Origin of the sequence: Halomonas sp. DP5N14-9, assembly GCF_019802175.1 — a bacterium.
GTDB lineage: Bacteria > Pseudomonadota > Gammaproteobacteria > Pseudomonadales > Halomonadaceae > Halomonas > Halomonas litopenaei.
In genome coordinates, this window is the sequence record NZ_JAHVHR010000020.1 from 280,616 (window position 1) to 296,408 (window position 15,793).

Genomic DNA, 15,793 nt, shown 5'->3' on the forward strand with positions numbered 1-15,793 from the left:
CTAAGGTAAGAGACAGCTATCGAGAGTCCCTTCCCATGGAGAGCCCCGCCCATGACGCTACGCCTGCCCACCCTGATGCTGCTGACACTTGCCCCGCTGTCCACCTGCCTGGCGGCAGAAACGATCTACGTGGTCACCAACAAGACCGAAGGCAACTCGGTCGCCGCCTTCCATGCCGACGATGACGGCACGCTTTCCCTAGCCTCCGAGTATCCCACCGGGGGCCTTGGTACCGGTGATCTGGAGATTCCGGCTCTGGAGAAGAACCCTGACCACCCGCTGGCCAACGGCGATGACCCCCTGATCTCCGCCAACGCCATCGCGGCCTCCGCGGACGGCGGCTGGATGGTGGCGGTCAACCCAGGCGACGGTACCCTCAGCCTGATGAACCGCGCCCCCGACGGCAGCCTTCAGGCCGTCAACAGCGTGACGGCCTCGGACCGTTTCCCGATTTCTGTCGCCATCCACGGCCACCTCGTCGCCTCCGCCAGCGTGGGTGACAGCAACCAGGCCGGCTCCATCGCGCTGTATCGCCACACCCCCGAAGGACTGATCGCGATCCAGGGCAGCCGGCGCGACCTGGGCGCCCGCCCCTCGACCATCGCCTTCTCGCGTTCCGGAGCCTTCGTCATCGTCAACGAGCTGGTGACCGGCAAGATTCACAGCTTTGCGGTCAGTGACGATGGTCTGTCCGCCGATCCGATCGCCAGCGTGGACAGCCCGCGTGCGCCGGCCGAACGCTTCCACGCCATACCGGTGGGCTTCGCCATCGGCCAGGGGGACCAGGGCGAGACCCTGCTGATGTCGGAGGCACGCTTCCTGACGCCGGAGTTCGGCCTGCGTGAGGAGGCCGACAAGGTACCCCAGAGCCCGCTCTACAGCTGGCAGACCAGCTCGGTCTCGAGCTATGTGCTGGATGATCATGGCGGACTCACCCTGAAGACCGCCGACGCCCTGACCGGCGCTGCCATGGAAGGAGGAGAGATCGCCAACTGCTGGGTCGCGCTGAACGCCGACGGCGACACTCTCTACACCGCCAACGCCCTGTCGAGTTCCATCAGCCGCTACAGCGTCAAACCGAACGGCAGCATCGCCCTCGAGGATGCTACCGCCTACAAGGACGACGGCGAATTGCTGTTCTTCTCGGACATGGCGCTGAGCCCCGACGGCGACACCCTCTATCAGCTGGTCGGCAACACCGGCCAGGTGATGGCCTTCGATGTCGCCGAGGATGGTGGTCTATCCCTGCGCACCAGTGCAGGCGGACTGCCGGAGCTCGGCAGCTACGGCCTGGTGGTGCTGGAAGACGGCTGATGTAGCCGCCGGCATCGGTGCACCCGTGGTCATATTTTCGAGGATCGTATTTTGGCTGTCTCCATGAGGGCGGTTGCTGGTATTCCGGTTCGGCCATCACATCACCCTGAATCGGCCACGCCGCTCTCGACCTGACCCTCGGTCTAGCCCTCGACCGGCCCCTGTCCACCTTCCATGGCGTGGAGTTTCTCCACCCGCCGGCGGTACTCTTCATCACTGGAGAACTCCGCCTCCAGAAAAGCCTTGATCAGATCATTGGCAAGCCAGGGGCCCACGATCTGTGCGCCGATACACAGCACATTGACGTCGTCATGCTCGACACACTGGTGCGCCGAGTGCACGTCATGGCCCACGGCGGCACGAATTCCCCTGACCTTGTTGGCGGCGATGGCCGCGCCCACTCCGGTTCCACAGACCATCAGTCCACGCTCGACCTCTCCGGAGGTGACACGAGAGGTCACCTCTCTGGCGATATCGGGGAAGTCGACCGGCTGGTCATCGTAGGAGCCCACATCCTGCACCTCATGACCGAGGGATTCGACAAAGGCCACGACGGAGGCCTTCAGCGGAAAGCCCGCATGATCTGAACCAATGACGAGTTTCATGACAACTCCATTGCTGGCAAGGGAAAGTTAGCGCATCAGACCCGGCAGCCACAGCACCAGATCGGAGGCAAAGGTGATGATCGCAAGGGTCAGGAACAGCGGGACGTAGAACGGAATCAACGCCTTCAACAACTGCCGCAAGCTGACCTGAGCAATCGATGAGATCAAGTAAAGCGACAGCCCCATGGGTGGCGTCAGCAGCCCGATCATCAGGTTGAAGATGGCGACAATCCCCAGATGTACGGGATCGACACCCGCCAGCACCATCGGAGGGGCAATCACCGGCACCACCAGCAGGGTCGCGGTAGTGGAATCCAGAAACATGCCCACCACGAAGAAGATCAGGTTGGCAATCAACAGCAGTACCAACGGATCTGTGGATATCTGCAAAATAAAGGCCGCAAAGCTCTGGGGTATCTGCTCCACCGCCAGGATCCAGCCAAACAGCGAAGCCGCAGCAACGATGATCAGGATCGCGCTGGTACTGCGCAGCGTCGCCTGCAGCGCGGACCACAGATGGGCCCAGGTAAGCTCCTTGTAGATCATGCCACTGATCAGCACCACATAGGCTGCGGTCACCGCCGCCGCCTCGGTGGGGGTAAACAGTCCCAGCATCATGCCGGCGATCATCAGCACTGGTGCCAGTAGCGCCGGCAGTGCAGGCAGCAGCGACGTGACGACCTCCCTGGCCGTCGGCCAGCGAGCAGAGCGTGGCATGTCGGAGCGCAGTGCCAGCACTGCGGCGGTAATCATCAGCAGTGCGACACAGATCAGTGCCGGCACGATACCCGCAATCAGCAACTGAATGATCGAGACGCTGGTCACCGAGCCGTAGACGATCAGCGGAATGCTCGGCGGAAAGATCGGCCCGACCACCGCAGAGGATGCGGTCACCGCCGCGGCAAAGGGTGCCTTGAAGCCGCGCTTGCGCATGGCTTCGATCTCGATCTTGCCAAGCCCACCCACGTCGGCCAGCGCCGCCCCGGACATTCCCGAGAAGATCAGGCTGGAAAAGATGTTGACCTGGGCCAAGCCTCCCGGGGCTCGCCCCACCAGGGTGTCGGCGAAGCGAAAGATGCGGTCGGTGACACCGGAGAGGTTCATCAGGTTGCCGACAAAGATGAAGATTGGCACCGCCACCAGCGGAAAACTGTCCAGCGCGTAGGTGACACGCTGCCCCAGCAGCCCCAGCGGAAAGCCCTCCACCACCACATAGGCGATAGCCGGCAACAGGATGGCGTAGACCACCGGAAAGCCCAGCAGAAACAGCACCAGAAAGGCAACGATCAAGGCCAGTCCCATCAGGAAACCTCCGGCGGATCGTCATGAGATGCAGTCGCGGACTGGCCACGCAGCCGTATCACATGCTGCAGTGCCGCCACCGCGAAGCCGATAGCGGTAGATCCCAGGAAGATCCAGAACGGAATCTTGAGGGTCGGGGTGGCATTGTTGAGGTTATCGGCGATGGTCGTGATGGTAGCGAACGCCACCACACCGCTGGCCACCGCCGACGCCACGAAAATGGTGGTATCGAGCAGACGACGAGGCCGGCCGGTCAGCATATCGCGGAGTTCACTCATGCCGATATTCTCACCATGGCCTACTACCAGCGGATAGCTGGCGAAGACCAGACACACCAGCAGAAAGCGCGTCAGTTCCTCGGCCCCGACCAGCGGTGACAGGAAGAGATCACGCATTACCACCTGCGACAGTGGCACTACCACGATGCCGACCAGCAGCAGCGCACAAAGCCCCTGCCAGAAACGCGTCAAGCCGGACACGGCGTTCTCCTTGTTTCCTCTCGATGGACGGGGCGTCGCCCCGCCCATCGCTGACGATGCTTGCCGGTTCAATCGACCTTGGCGATCTGCTCGACATAGCTGTCAAAGGAGGGAAAGTCGGCACTGATCTGCGCACTGACCTGCTCACGGAAGGCGTCGAGATCGAGACCGTCGTCGGCGGTGATCACCGTCATGCCACGGCCTCTGAGCTCTTCCACCAGGGCATCTTCGGACGATTGAGCCCACTCGAGCGACTCATCGGCCTTGTCGTCGAGGACCTCGGTGATTGCAGAACGCTGGTCATCGGACAGTCCCTGCCAGACATCCTCGTTGATGAAGACGGCCAGCACCGAGTGCATATGTCCGGTCAGGGCCACATGGGACTGCACTTCATCGAGCTTGTTGGCGGCGATCATGGTCAGCGGGTTTTCCTGCCCGACCACCAGACCGGTCATCAGCGCGGTCGGCAATTCCGACACCGCTACCGGCGTCGGGTTGGCGCCAAACCCCTTGACCATGGAGATCCACAGATCCAGCGGAACCGCCCGGAAGGGCTTGTCCTTGAGGTCGGCCGGCGACTTGACTTCGAAGTTGGACGACACATGCCGTGCACCGCGATAGATGCGCCCGACGATGCGCACCCCACCGTCCTCGATCAACCGTTCGTTGATCTCCTTGACCGCGGGTGTCTCGGGATCGGTGGCGGCCAGGGCGTGGGCCGCATCGCGATAGATATAGGGGGCGTTGAACACCGCCGCCTCGGGAACGATACGCGCAAGGGACGCGAAGTCATGATGTCCCATACCGATGGAGCCCATGCGCACACCATCCACCATTTCGGCAACGCCACCTAACTGACTGGCCGGATAAACCTGGATCTCCAACTCGCCATTGGAGGCCTCGGCGATGGCCTCTGCCGCCTCGCTGGCATAACGTGTCTGCAGATCGCCTTCAGCCCCGACATGGGCATAGCGAATCGTTTCGGCAGAAGCGCTTGCAGCCGAAAGGCTGATCGCGAGGCTCAGGGCCACCCCCTGAGTGGCAAGGGTCGCAGCGGTCTTGAAATTCATCAGGCTCACCTCTCGTAGCGTTGTATTGTCGTTGTCGTACTTCGGTATCGATGGTGCGTCGTCACCTTCCTGGCAACAGACTGACGCGGCGCCATGACGATGGCTGGCGCTCAACGTCGGCCAAGGCCTGCTTCGGCTTCCTGGGTATAGGCGGCGATGATGCTCTTGCGGCGCAGTTCGTCGCCGATGGAAAAATGCTCGCGCAGGCGCTGGTTGGCCTTGTCACCGTCGCCTTCGACGATGGCCAGGAACACCTGTCGGTGAGAATCGATATGCGCCTCGATCACCTCGTCCGAACCAAGGGTGATCTGTCGACGCTGGACGTGGCTCTTGAGCAACAGCGCGGAAATCGCGTGGTACAAGGTCATCAGCGACTGACAATGGCTGGCCTCGACGATGGCAAGATGAAACTGGTAGTCGGCGCGCCCGCCCTGCTCGGGATCCTCAAGCGTGGCCATCAACTGCTTGAAGCAGGTCTCTATGCGGGCGATGTCGTTATCGGTAGCGCGATCACAGGCCAGTCGCACCGCCTGACACTCGATGGCTATCCGGGCCTGCATGACGTCGTCGAGGGCGTTTTTCTCCTGAGCCAGGTAAAAGGCGAAGAAATCCGACAACACCTTGAAGTCGGCCTTGGCCACATAGGCGCCCTTGCCGTGACGGATGTCGAGGACCCCGAGCATCTCCAGCGAGCGCATCACCTCACGCAACAGCGGTCGGCCTACCTTGAGCTCCAGAGCCAATTCACGCTCGCTGGGCAAACGATCGCCAGGCCGCCACTCGCCATTGAGGACGCGTTCACGAAAGACCTCGAACACTCTTTGATAGCCGTTGACCGACTCGCCCTCACGGATCGCGCTGTCCAACATTGGTCATCCTCCCATCCAGCTGGTCTTACCTCTTAAGAGCCCTCAAGACCACTTCTCGACCATTTCACCTGACGCACATCAACAGCGACTCTCGCCGGTCACGACAATGCTGATCGCCGCCCTTCTTATTGCCAGTTTCCGCGAAATCCGACGCTTTCTCGTCAATGCCTTGAACCATAGTCGTCAGGTCTGGGCTGCAAAAGGCGACTTTGGTGCCAGCCATGTGGTCTTACCACTTTCAACCTCCAGCGCCTTCCTGAAGCGGCAACGCGCCTTCCGCCAACGATTCAGGGGCGCACAAGCCTGACGCAGGCACATTGCACAAAAAGGCCCCGCCTAAGCGGGGCCTCAATATCTGGCGCTTGGTCGACGCACCCAGGCAAGGCAACCATCTAGCCAATACAGACGACCGACACGCCTATCTGCGAACCAGCGACTGAAGCCTGGACGTGCCGCTGCAGTACCGTCACCACCTAGGCGCTGTCCGAAAAGTCGACGAGCGAAGGTTAGACAAGGCAAAAATCGGTGAAAAAGCGCAGTTTACGGGGTGTAAATGAGCATTTTGATCCGATTTTTAACGCCGTACTACCGAGCGCAGGCACTTTTCAGACAAGCCCTAGCGAAAGTGCGGATTCAGCCTGCCAATTTCGTAGAGATCGTGAAGGTAGACGTCCAGCTTGTAGACCAGGTGGGTGGCGACGATCAGCAGCGCGATCAACGAAAGCAGGACGGCGGGATCGTTGGCCCAGGCGAACGCCGGTGAGCCCAGTTGATAGCCGATGGTATAGACGCTGAGCCCACCCAGCCCCAGTACCGACAGGCACAGCGCGATGATCACGATGATCAGGGTGCCACGCAGGTCCCGGCTCGGCGGGCGGGTCGTCCAGCTGGCCAGATGGCGGACCATGATGCGCCCATTGGTGACGATCTGGCGACGCCGGCGTAGCAGCATGGCGGCATTGACCGGCTCGTCGTCCCGAGAAAAGGCCGCCAGCGCTACCCTGGGGTCGACGCGGCCATCGAAGCGCTCGTTCACCGCCCGGGCAAAGGCCTCGCGATCACCGGTATTCCTGGCCTGCTCGGCCAGCCGAGACAGCTCCTCAAGCGCCTCGGCGTCCATTCCGGGACGCTTCTCGAAGTCGGCAAAGTGCTGCTCGTAGTAGATGTAGTAGACCTGATAGATCGACAACAGCACGGCCGCGTAGATCATCACGTAGAGGACGATATCTGACATGCGTTTCTCCCTGTCCCTGGCGGTAGGCCGTCGGGACACACGATCCCGAAGCGGCACAAAGATCCCCATTATCTGAATCTTTTATTATGGCCGGTAGCGGGTGTTTTGCCGCACCCCGGTCATCCGCCCCGTTACCTAAGCAAGAGCCCCCGTCGGGTATCCGACGAGGGCTCTTGCTGCAACGGCGTTGTTTCAGGGCAGGAGCCGGATGTTCGGCTCCCCTCCCTGCTCGCCTACTGTGACGCCTGATCCGGCAGCTTGTAGGCCATCACGTAGTCACCGATGGTGGTGCCGATCGAGCCATGCCCCCCGGCCACCAGCACGACCATCTGCTCGCCTTTGCTATTGAGGTAGGTCATCGGCGTGGCCTGGCCGCCGGCTGGCAGCCGCGACTCCCACAGCTGCTCGCCGGTGGTCAGGTCGTAGGCACGGAAGTAGTCGTCCACGGACGCCGCCAGGAAGGCCACTCCTCCGTCGGTGATGATCGGACCGCCGATACCCGGCACCCCCATCTCGAAGGGCAGCGGCAGCGCTGTCATGTCTTCGATGGTGCCGTTCTTGTGCTGCCAGGCGACCTCACCGGTACGCAGGTCGGTGCCGGCCACGTAGCCCCAGGGCGGCTGCTGGCAGGGAATGCCCAGCGGCGACAGGAACGGCTTCATCTCCACCGCGTAGTCGGCACCGGCGTTCTCGTTGAGCCCCTGCTCACCCTGGTTGGTCTCGCCGAGTTCGGCGCCATCCTTGGGCACCAGGGTGCTGGTGAAGGCCAGATACAGCGGCATGCCGAACATCACCTGGCGCTTGGGGTCCACCGCCAGGCTACCCCAGTTGAAGACGCCGAAGTTGCCGGGGAAGACGATGGTGCCCTGCTCGGACGGCGGGGTGTACTGACCCTCGTAGCGCAGCGAGCGGAACTGGATACGGCAGACCATCTGGTCGATCAGGCTGCCTCCCCACATGTCGGCCTCGCGCAGCTTCGGCGGACGGAAGCTCAGGGCAGACCTGGGCTGGGTCGGTGCCGCGTAGTCGCCTTCGATGGTGCCCTGCGGTGCCGGCTCCTCGGTGATCGGGAAGATCGGCTCGCCGGTGGCGCGGTTGAGGACGTAGACGTCCCCCTGCTTGGTCGGCACCACCAGCGCGGGCTGCATGCCCTCGTCGGTCTCCAGGTCGACCAGGCTCGGCTGCGCCGGGGTGTCCATGTCCCACAGGTCGTGGTGGACGAACTGCTGGACCCACTCCACCTGGCCGCTGTCCAGACGCAGCGCCACCACCGAGGTGGCGAACTTCTCTTCGGCCTCACTGCGGAAGTGGCCGAGCTGGTCCGGGGTCCGGTTGCCCATCGGGAAGTAGATCAGCCCCAGCTCTTCGTCGGCGCTGGCCACCGCCCAGCTATTGGGGGAGCTGGTGGCGTAGGTCTCGTCCTCACCGATCGGCGCGGTCTCGTTCGGGTTGCCGGAATCCCAGTTCCAGCGCAGCTCGCCGGTCCTGGCGTCGTAGGCGCGGATCACGCCGGAGGGTGAATCGACGGCGTAGTTGTCATTGACCGCCCCGGCCACCACCACCAGGCCATTGGCCACCACGGGGGGCGAGGTCGAGTAGTAGAAGCCGGACTGGGTGAACGGCATGTTGTGCATCAGGTCCAGCTCGCCGTTGTCGGCGAAGTTGGCGCAGCGGGCACCGGTGGCCGGATCGACGGCCAGCAGGCGCGCATCGGAGGTCGGCATGAACAGCTGGGCGTCGCACTGGATCGGCTCCAGCGCCTCGGCCGGCTGGCTCGCCGCCGCGACGTCGAGGCTATCGCCATCGCCGGATGCCGGCGGCAGGTAGGAGACGCCACGACAGGTCTGGTGCTGGCGTGAGCTTTCCGCAGGCACCTTGGCGTCATACTGCCAAAGTTTCTCGCCGCTATCGGCGTCCAGCGTCACCAGCCAGTTGTGCGGCGTACACAGAAACAGCGCATTACCCACCTTCAGCGGCGTGGCCTCGTAGGTGGTCTCCCCGACGTCGTCAGGGCCCTTCCTGTCACCGGTCTGATACTGCCAGGCCAGTTCCAGTTCGCCGACGTTATCCGGGGTGATCTGGTCCAGCGGCGAGTAGCGCTGACCCAGGTTGCTGCGGCCGTAGGCATGCCAGCTCGCCTCCGGCGAATCGCCAAGCTCGGGTGACTGGACGATCTCGTCCTCGTTGAGTCGCCCCTCGATGCGATGAGCGTCCACCGCCAGACTACCCAGCAGGCCTACACCCAGCACCGCCCAGACCGGCAGCAGCACCGCCGTACCCAGACGCTTGCCGGCACGCGGCGGCCACAGCAGCGGAATGGCTAGCAGCATCAACAGGCCCATGCGGGTGGCCAGCGGCCACCAGTCATAGCCGGATTCCCAGAGGGCCCAGGCGGCCGTGGCGACAAGCAGCCCGGCGTAAAACAGCTGCGCCGGCACGCGACGGGAGCGCGCCATGGCGCCCACCGCGATCAGCACCAGACCGGCCAGGGCGTAGTACCAGCTTCCACCCAGGGTGACCAGCCAGGCGCCGCCCCCCAATAGCGAAAGCCCCACCAACAACAGGATGAGGGAGTAGATGATCATGATCCAAGGTCCTTGCACTGAATCGTTTAAGTGGCCGGCATGTTAATTGGTTAGCATGAGAATTAACATGCCGGTGCACAGCTTCAGTGTAGGCCCTCTTCTTGTAATACAGGCAAGTTGCCTGCGTCTTTTCAAAGGCCGGGCAAGGCGATCAGGGTGACCATGGAAGGCGACAGCGCCTCAGCAGAGGCTCTCGCAGCGCTGCGGACGATCCCCCATCCTGGCCAGTCCTGCGTGCAATGCCTCAAGCTCGGCCCGTCGCCCCCGGGCGCCGGCTTCGAGACAGTCGAGCGCCCAGTCGGGCAGCTCGGCGCTCAGGCGGTAGTGGACCCACTGGCCATCGCGACGATCCTGGAGCAACCCACAGCGACGCAGCTCTGCCAGGTGGCGTGACACCTTGGGTTGCGACACCTCGAGCACCGCGGTCATTTCGCAGACGCAGAGCTCTCCTTCCTGCAGCAGCAACAGCATGATCGACAGGCGCGTCTCTTCCGACAGGCACTTGTAGAGGCGTAACGGGTCCAGCGACATCATCGGCGTTTCCTGTTCATCTTTGCCTGTTCATCTTTTTTCCCTGGGCAGCGGCCTTCTTCGTTCAGCGTCACGGGGTTCCTCCGCGGGCCGACTATCTTAAGCGGGCCTTGCCTCGTCGTCAGCGGCTGCGGGCTCAGGCTGACCATCGCCGGGCAAGGCCAGTGCCATCAGGGCGCTGGCCAGCACCAGCGCCGCTGACACCCACAGGCAGGCCGACAGCCCCTGGCTTTGATACAGCCAGCCCGACAGCAAGGTGCCGAGCAGGCGCCCCATGGCGTTGGCCATGTAATAGAAGCCCACGTCCATGGAGGCACCCTCGGCGCGGGCGTAGTGCACGATCAGGTAGCTGTGCCAGCTCGAATTGATGGCGAACAGCACCCCGAACAGCAACAGGCCCACCACCAGCCAGCCCACCTGAGCCAGCGGCAGCACCGCCAGCAGGGCTGGCAGCCCCGCCAGGGCCAGCGCCCAGAATACCGTCGTGCGTCGCTGGCTTCCTGCCATCAGCGAGGTCAGCCGGGGCGCCTGGGTCTGGACACCGCCGTAGCCGATCACCCAGATCGCCAGCAGCCCGCCCACCGTCCAGTGGCTCCAGCCATGCTGGTCATAGAGAAACACCGGCAAGGCCACCACGAACCAGACGTCCCGGGAGGCAAACAGACACAGGCGCGCGGCCGACAGGACATTGATCGCGCGGGACTTGGAAAATATCTCGGAGAACTTGGGCTTGCGCTTCGCGCGCCCCAGATCGGCCTTGAGGCGAACCAGCGAGAGGACCAGCACCGCCAGCAGCATCAGCGCCATGACGATGACCGCACCACGAAAGCCGATCAGCGTCAGCAGCAGGCCGCCGAGGAAGAAACCGGCCCCCTTCAGCGCGTTCTTGGAGCCGGTCAGGATCGCCACCCAGCGATACAGGGTAGAGCTTGCCGAGGCACTCTCGGCGGGCACCAGTACCTTGACCGCGCTCTTGGCGCTCATCTTGTTGAGGTCCTTGGCGATGCCCGACAATGCCTGGGCCGCCATGACCCAGGCCACGCTCAGCGCCGAGGACGGCACCATCAGCATGGCCAGCGCCACGATCTGCAGAGCGAGTCCCAGATTCATGGTGCGATTGAGCCCCAGCCGTGCCCCGAGCCAGCCCCCCACCAGGTTGGTGATCACCCCGAAGGCTTCGTAGAACAAGAACAGCATCGCCACCTCGAGGGGCGAATAGCCCAACTGGTGGAAGTGCAGCACCACCAGCATGCGCAGGGCGCCGTCGGTAACGGTAAAGGCCCAGTAGTTGCCGGTGATCAGCAGGTACTGGCGGATTTCGAAGGGCAGCGCCTTCACCCGCGCCATCAACGATTCAGCCACGACCCACCTTCAGCGCCAGCTCTGCGGTGCGGTTGGCGTAGCCCCACTCGTTGTCGTACCAGGCGTAGAGCTTGAGCTGGGTGGCGTTGACCACCATGGTCGACAGCGCATCGATGATCGAGCTGCGCGGGTCGGTGCGGTAATCGATGGAAACCAGCGGGCGCTCCTCGTAGCCGAGAATACCGGCAAGCTCCCCTTCGGCGGCCTCGCGCAGGGCGGCGTTGACCTCATCCACCGTCACCTCGCGCTCAAGTTCGAAGACCATGTCGGTGAGCGAGGCATTGGCCAGCGGCACGCGGATGGCGTGGCCATTGAGCTTGCCCTCGAGCTCGGGAAAGATCGCGGTGATCGCCTTGGCCGACCCGGTCGTGGTAGGGATCAGGCTCATGCCACAGGCCCGCGCCCGACGCAGGTCCTTGTGGGGCGCGTCGAGGATGGTCTGGGTGTTGGTGATGTCATGCACCGTGGTCATGGAGCCATGACGGATTCCGAAACACTGTTGAATCACCTTGACCACCGGGGCCAGACAGTTGGTGGTGCAACTGGCGGCGGTGACGATGCGGTGCCGCTCGGGCTCGTAGAGATCATCGTTGACCCCCATGACCACGTTGAGCACGCCCTCCTCCTTGACCGGCGCGCTGACCACGACGCGCCGCACGCCCTGGTCGAGATAGGCCTGAAGCCTGTCCAGAGTCTTGTGCTTGCCGGAGCATTCGATCACCACGTCGCAGCCGGACCAGTCCGCGTCGGCCGGCACGCTTGCTCCGCTGAAGGCCACCGCGCGACCGTCGAGGTTCAGCTGCTCGCCCTCGCCATTGATCCCGCCCTCGGGCGAAAAGTGGCCGTGCACCGAATCGAACTCCAGCAGGTGGGCGAAGGTGGCGGCGTCACCACCGGGATCGTTGACGCGAACCAGGTCGACCTCCCCAGCGGCGATACGCGGCCACAGACTGCGAACCACCAGGCGGCCGATCCGCCCGAAACCATTGATACCGATACGTAGCGTCATGAAAGTCTCGCTTTAGAAAGTGAGTATTGCGCCCCGGCACCCGCCAGGCTCTGCCGACAGAGGGTTACGCCATCAATCGTCGGCCAGGTGGCGGGCGCGATCACGATCCTTGATCTGCAGCCACAGCATCAGGCGCACGCGGATTTCCTGAAGCGCCTGGGCGTAGGCGTTGTCACGCTCGATGCCACGGGGATCGCGGATATCCCAATAGAGATGCTCGTCGCGACTGCCCTCCCAGTCGCGACAGGTTTCCTGGGCCTTGTCGCACAGCACGATGACGGCATCGAAGTGCTGTCCCTCGAAGCTGTCGAGGGACTGACTGGCGAGCCCCTCGGTGCTGATGGACTGCTCCTTGAGCGCGGCCAGCGTCTTCTGATGCGGCTCGTCCGGCTCGGTACCGGCGCTGAAGGCATCGAAGCGATCACCGGCCAGGTGGCGCAACAGCGCCTCGCCCATCAGCGAGCGAGCGGAATTGGCGTGACACAGAAACAACACGCGTTGCTTGCGGGACTCTTGTGACATCGTCATCGGGGGCGCCTCAGGATATATGGAATTTCATATATACGAGACAAGGATGTCAATTCCGTGACCGTTTCGCGTCCACCACAAGGAATCGACGACAGCCGCCAGGATCAGTGGGCGGCGGCCGAGGCCTGGCGCCTCAGGCGCACGATGGTGATGATGTTGGTGGCGAAGATCAGCGTCTCGGCCAGAGTGCCACCCAGCGAACCTGCCAGCAGATTGCTGATGATCCAGCAGAAGGCGGCGCCGGCCAGTACCAGACGCATCGCCACCCCTCTGAGCATGAACATGGCAAAGGTGCCAAGCAGCCCTGCCGCCAGGGCAGGAAGATCACGCGCATCGCTCCAGGTCAGCGCCGCTACCAGCAAGGTGGCGAGCAACATGCCAAGCATGATCGCCAGATTGCCGGGAAAGCGTCGCGCCAGAGCGATGCGCAGGATGATCAGGGCCGAGATCGACGCGGCTACCCAGCTCCCCAGCAGGGCAAACTGGGTCGCGAAGGCCAGGTTGGCTCCCAGCAGCAATACCAGGAGCTTGTCGTCATGCCGGCTGGCGAAGCCGATCACACAGAGCGTGAGCGCCACCAGGCTGACGGCCTGCCCGGCGAGCCATCGCAGCCCCATCTCCTCCATGCCAAGCCCCCAAGCGATCGAAAAAGGATCGGTCATCCTAGCACGGCTGTTGCGCTGTGCCGGGCAGGCAGGCAAGCGACCGAGCCTGTCCGCATGCGTGGTGACGACGCGCGAAGGCTGGCAAGGCCGCTGCCCTCGCACTAGGCTAAACCGAACTTTGCTACGCGTAACCGCCCATGCCCCTCTCGGACTTTCCCTGCGACCAATACCTTGAGCGTATCGGCCTTGTGCAACCTGTCGAGGTGTCTGCCGAGTGCTTGCACGCGCTGCATCGCGCCCAGCTCACCTCGCTGCCCTTCGAGAACTTCGATATCTGCCTGGGCCGCGGCGTGGATGTCAGTGCCCAGGGCATTCTGGCCAAGCTCATCGGTCAACGCCGGGGCGGCTACTGCTTCGAGCTCAACGGCCTGTTGCTGATGGCACTTGAGGCCTTCGGATTCGAGGCCAGGGCCCTGTTGGGACGTGTGCATCTGTCGGGAACCCCCACCGGGCGCAGTCATCAGGTATCGCTGGTGACGCTGGACAACCGCCAATGGCTGGTCGACGCCGGCTTCGGCACCAATACGCCCTGTGCCCCGATACCGCTGACCCCGGACACCCCGCTCCACATCGGAGACCAGACACTACGACTGGTGGAGAACGCTTGCTACGGGATCATGCTGCAATCATTGATGGGAGCCCAATGGGTCGACCTCTATAGCGTCGATTTCACCACGGTGTGCGAAGGTGATATTCAGATGGCCAATCACTTCACCTCCACCTGGCCAGGCCTGCACTTCACCACCTCGCGCATGGCCGCGCTGACCACCCCCGAGGGCCAGATCAGCCTTTCCGACTTCACCCTGAAGATCCGACGCGGGGGCGCGGCAAGCGAACAGCTCCTGCCCCCGGGCGCGGCCTATCTGGCGGCGCTGGAAGAGCACTTCGGGATCGTACTGAAGGCCAGCTACGAGGATCTCGCCCCACTCTAGTCGATCCCGCTGTCGATCTCTCGATCGATCCCGCAGTCGCTCCTGCTTCCACGCTACCCGAGGTCGACCGCATCTTGTGTAGGGTTGGGCTGGGCTGGGCTGGGCTGAGAAAAAGAGAAAATCCGACATGGCGCCGTGGTCAGTGCCCTTAACCCCTCGCGACAGTCGCCAACAGGCCCCATTCCGTGTTGAACTATGCCCCGAGCCTTTGTCTGCCAATGGATTTGGAAAGGAGCCTGCCGTTTATGTTCAATCGCCTTGCGTCCGGCCTGCGTGCCGCCGGTGTGCTGAGCCTGCTGGCGCTGTCGCCGCTGACCTTCGCCCAGAGCACCGGTAATGCCGGACCCGCCGTCAACACCGAAACCTTCCAGTCCTGGGAGGTCAACTGCCCGGTCAACCCGTCCGACGGCTCCTGCTCCATGACCCAGCTGGTCAATGGTGCCGATGGCGAGCCGGTCCTTCGGGTCGTGGTCGGCAACCCTGCTCAGCTGGACGGTTCTGCCATGACCTTCCTGGTTCCGCTGGGCGTACGTCTGGCCCCAGGCCTGCAGCTCAAGGTCGATACCAACGAGCCGGTGGGCATGCCCTACCAGGTGTGTGTGCCCCAGGGCTGCCGTGCCGACATCCCGCTGCAGCCGCAACTGCTCAACCAGTTGAAGGCCGGCAGCACCGCCACCGTCAGCATCGTCAACCCGCGCGGCCAGCGTCAGGACCTCAACGTGTCGCTGATGGGCTTCAGCGCCGCCAAGGATCGCGTCGACCAGAACTGATCGATCCTTCACGCCACCCGCCTTCGGGTGGCGTGTCCCTTGTCTTTTCTCCTCTCCTGTCTCTCCTGTCTCTCCTGTCTCTCCTGTCTCTCCTGTCTCTCCTGTCTCTCCTGTCTCTCCTGTCTCTCCTGTCTCTCCTGTCTCTCCTGTCTCTCCTGTCTCTTCTCCCCACCTGTCGATTTTCTGCCAGTCGCATTGTTACCGATCTTGCGCTCGCGCATTCCTTTAGGTCCTCTCCCGCTGCCGTTTTCGGTCGGCAGAGCCGAGGCCGTGCTACGGCACTCGTGCACCTAAGTACGCTTAGCCAAGGGCGCCGACTTCGGCCCAAAGTGGAACAATAAGTTGCAGGTAAATTGCCTATGATCAGCTGCAGGGGCAAAGCCTCGACCGTGACACGCCAAGGCAACGGCAAGCATGGCGACAACGACCAGTGCAGCGCCAGTGAAGAGCGCAGCGATATCGCAAGCGCATCGACACTAAAGAGCGCAGCGCCAACAAAGAGCACAGCGCCAACAAAGAGCACAGCGCCAACAAAGAG

General features: G+C 63.1%; 17 protein-coding genes. 4 read left to right on the forward strand and 13 right to left on the reverse strand.

What is annotated here, in order from left to right; genetic code table 11:
* Positions 1–51 precede the first annotated feature (51 nt).
* Positions 52–1,314, forward strand: coding sequence for a 3-carboxymuconate cyclase (locus tag KUW00_RS12445; protein WP_124802500.1), 1,263 nt, complete (start codon positions 52–54; stop codon positions 1,312–1,314).
* Between the two features lie 143 nt (positions 1,315–1,457).
* Here KUW00_RS12445 and rpiB read toward each other — a convergent pair whose 3' ends face one another.
* The 5 genes from rpiB to KUW00_RS12470 form a co-directional block, all read right to left on the reverse strand.
* On the reverse strand, positions 1,458–1,919 hold the full coding sequence (gene rpiB / locus KUW00_RS12450) for a ribose 5-phosphate isomerase B (RefSeq protein WP_124802502.1): 462 nt from the start codon (positions 1,917–1,919) through the stop codon (positions 1,458–1,460).
* Positions 1,920–1,946: 27 nt separating this feature from the next.
* Positions 1,947–3,221 carry a TRAP transporter large permease gene (locus tag KUW00_RS12455; protein WP_124802504.1) on the reverse strand — a complete coding sequence of 425 codons (1,275 nt, stop codon included), beginning with the start codon at positions 3,219–3,221 and terminating at the stop codon, positions 1,947–1,949.
* Positions 3,221–3,700, reverse strand: coding sequence for a TRAP transporter small permease (locus KUW00_RS12460; RefSeq protein WP_315901134.1), 480 nt, complete (start codon positions 3,698–3,700; stop codon positions 3,221–3,223). Before KUW00_RS12460 ends, KUW00_RS12455 begins: the two co-directional genes overlap by 1 nt.
* Positions 3,701–3,768: 68 nt before the next feature.
* The gene (locus KUW00_RS12465; RefSeq protein ID WP_124802508.1) at positions 3,769–4,770 is read right to left on the reverse strand and encodes a TRAP transporter substrate-binding protein; all 1,002 of its coding nucleotides are present in this window, start codon (positions 4,768–4,770) and stop codon (positions 3,769–3,771) included.
* 110 nt (positions 4,771–4,880) lie between these two features.
* The gene (locus KUW00_RS12470; RefSeq protein ID WP_124802510.1) at positions 4,881–5,639 is read right to left on the reverse strand and encodes a FadR/GntR family transcriptional regulator; all 759 of its coding nucleotides are present in this window, start codon (positions 5,637–5,639) and stop codon (positions 4,881–4,883) included.
* 106 nt (positions 5,640–5,745) lie between these two features.
* Between KUW00_RS12470 and KUW00_RS12475 the strand changes: the two genes are divergently transcribed.
* Complete coding sequence (locus KUW00_RS12475; protein ID WP_124802512.1) at positions 5,746–5,946, forward strand: hypothetical protein; 201 nt, start codon at positions 5,746–5,748, stop codon at positions 5,944–5,946.
* 309 nt (positions 5,947–6,255) lie between these two features.
* Here the strand turns inward: KUW00_RS12475 and KUW00_RS12480 are convergent, their stop codons facing one another.
* From KUW00_RS12480 to KUW00_RS12510, 7 genes are all read right to left on the reverse strand, one after another.
* On the reverse strand, positions 6,256–6,873 hold the full coding sequence (locus KUW00_RS12480; protein ID WP_185696363.1) for a hypothetical protein: 618 nt from the start codon (positions 6,871–6,873) through the stop codon (positions 6,256–6,258).
* Between the two features lie 233 nt (positions 6,874–7,106).
* Positions 7,107–9,458 carry a glucose/quinate/shikimate family membrane-bound PQQ-dependent dehydrogenase gene (locus KUW00_RS12485; protein WP_124802516.1) on the reverse strand — a complete coding sequence of 784 codons (2,352 nt, stop codon included), beginning with the start codon at positions 9,456–9,458 and terminating at the stop codon, positions 7,107–7,109.
* A gap of 180 nt (positions 9,459–9,638) precedes the next feature.
* Entirely contained in the window at positions 9,639–9,992 is a 354-nt protein-coding gene (locus KUW00_RS12490) for a metalloregulator ArsR/SmtB family transcription factor (protein ID WP_108131519.1), read from the reverse strand.
* A 96-nt stretch (positions 9,993–10,088) separates the two neighbouring features.
* Positions 10,089–11,336 carry an organoarsenical effux MFS transporter ArsJ gene (arsJ, locus tag KUW00_RS12495; protein WP_124802937.1) on the reverse strand — a complete coding sequence of 416 codons (1,248 nt, stop codon included), beginning with the start codon at positions 11,334–11,336 and terminating at the stop codon, positions 10,089–10,091.
* A gap of 7 nt (positions 11,337–11,343) precedes the next feature.
* Positions 11,344–12,360, reverse strand: a complete 1,017-nt coding sequence (locus KUW00_RS12500) for an ArsJ-associated glyceraldehyde-3-phosphate dehydrogenase (protein ID WP_124802518.1) — start codon at positions 12,358–12,360, stop codon at positions 11,344–11,346.
* Positions 12,361–12,432: 72 nt separating this feature from the next.
* Positions 12,433–12,888 (reverse strand): arsenate reductase ArsC, encoded by a 456-nt coding sequence (locus KUW00_RS12505; RefSeq protein WP_308812402.1) that lies wholly within the window; start codon positions 12,886–12,888, stop codon positions 12,433–12,435.
* A gap of 104 nt (positions 12,889–12,992) precedes the next feature.
* Positions 12,993–13,550 carry a YgjV family protein gene (locus KUW00_RS12510; RefSeq protein ID WP_231498492.1) on the reverse strand — a complete coding sequence of 186 codons (558 nt, stop codon included), beginning with the start codon at positions 13,548–13,550 and terminating at the stop codon, positions 12,993–12,995.
* A gap of 221 nt (positions 13,551–13,771) precedes the next feature.
* Here KUW00_RS12510 and KUW00_RS12515 point away from each other — a divergent pair, with 221 nt between their 5' ends.
* Together KUW00_RS12515 and KUW00_RS12520 are read left to right on the forward strand one after the other, a co-directional pair.
* The gene (locus KUW00_RS12515) at positions 13,772–14,485 is read left to right on the forward strand and encodes an arylamine N-acetyltransferase family protein (RefSeq protein ID WP_260425262.1); all 714 of its coding nucleotides are present in this window, start codon (positions 13,772–13,774) and stop codon (positions 14,483–14,485) included.
* Positions 14,486–14,730: 245 nt separating this feature from the next.
* Positions 14,731–15,255: an invasion associated locus B family protein gene (locus KUW00_RS12520; RefSeq protein ID WP_045992593.1), complete on the forward strand. Its 525-nt coding sequence runs from the start codon at positions 14,731–14,733 to the stop codon at positions 15,253–15,255.
* An 8-nt stretch (positions 15,256–15,263) separates the two neighbouring features.
* Here KUW00_RS12520 and KUW00_RS12525 read toward each other — a convergent pair whose 3' ends face one another.
* Positions 15,264–15,476: a hypothetical protein gene (locus KUW00_RS12525; protein ID WP_222569205.1), complete on the reverse strand. Its 213-nt coding sequence runs from the start codon at positions 15,474–15,476 to the stop codon at positions 15,264–15,266.
* Positions 15,477–15,793: the final 317 nt, after the last annotated feature.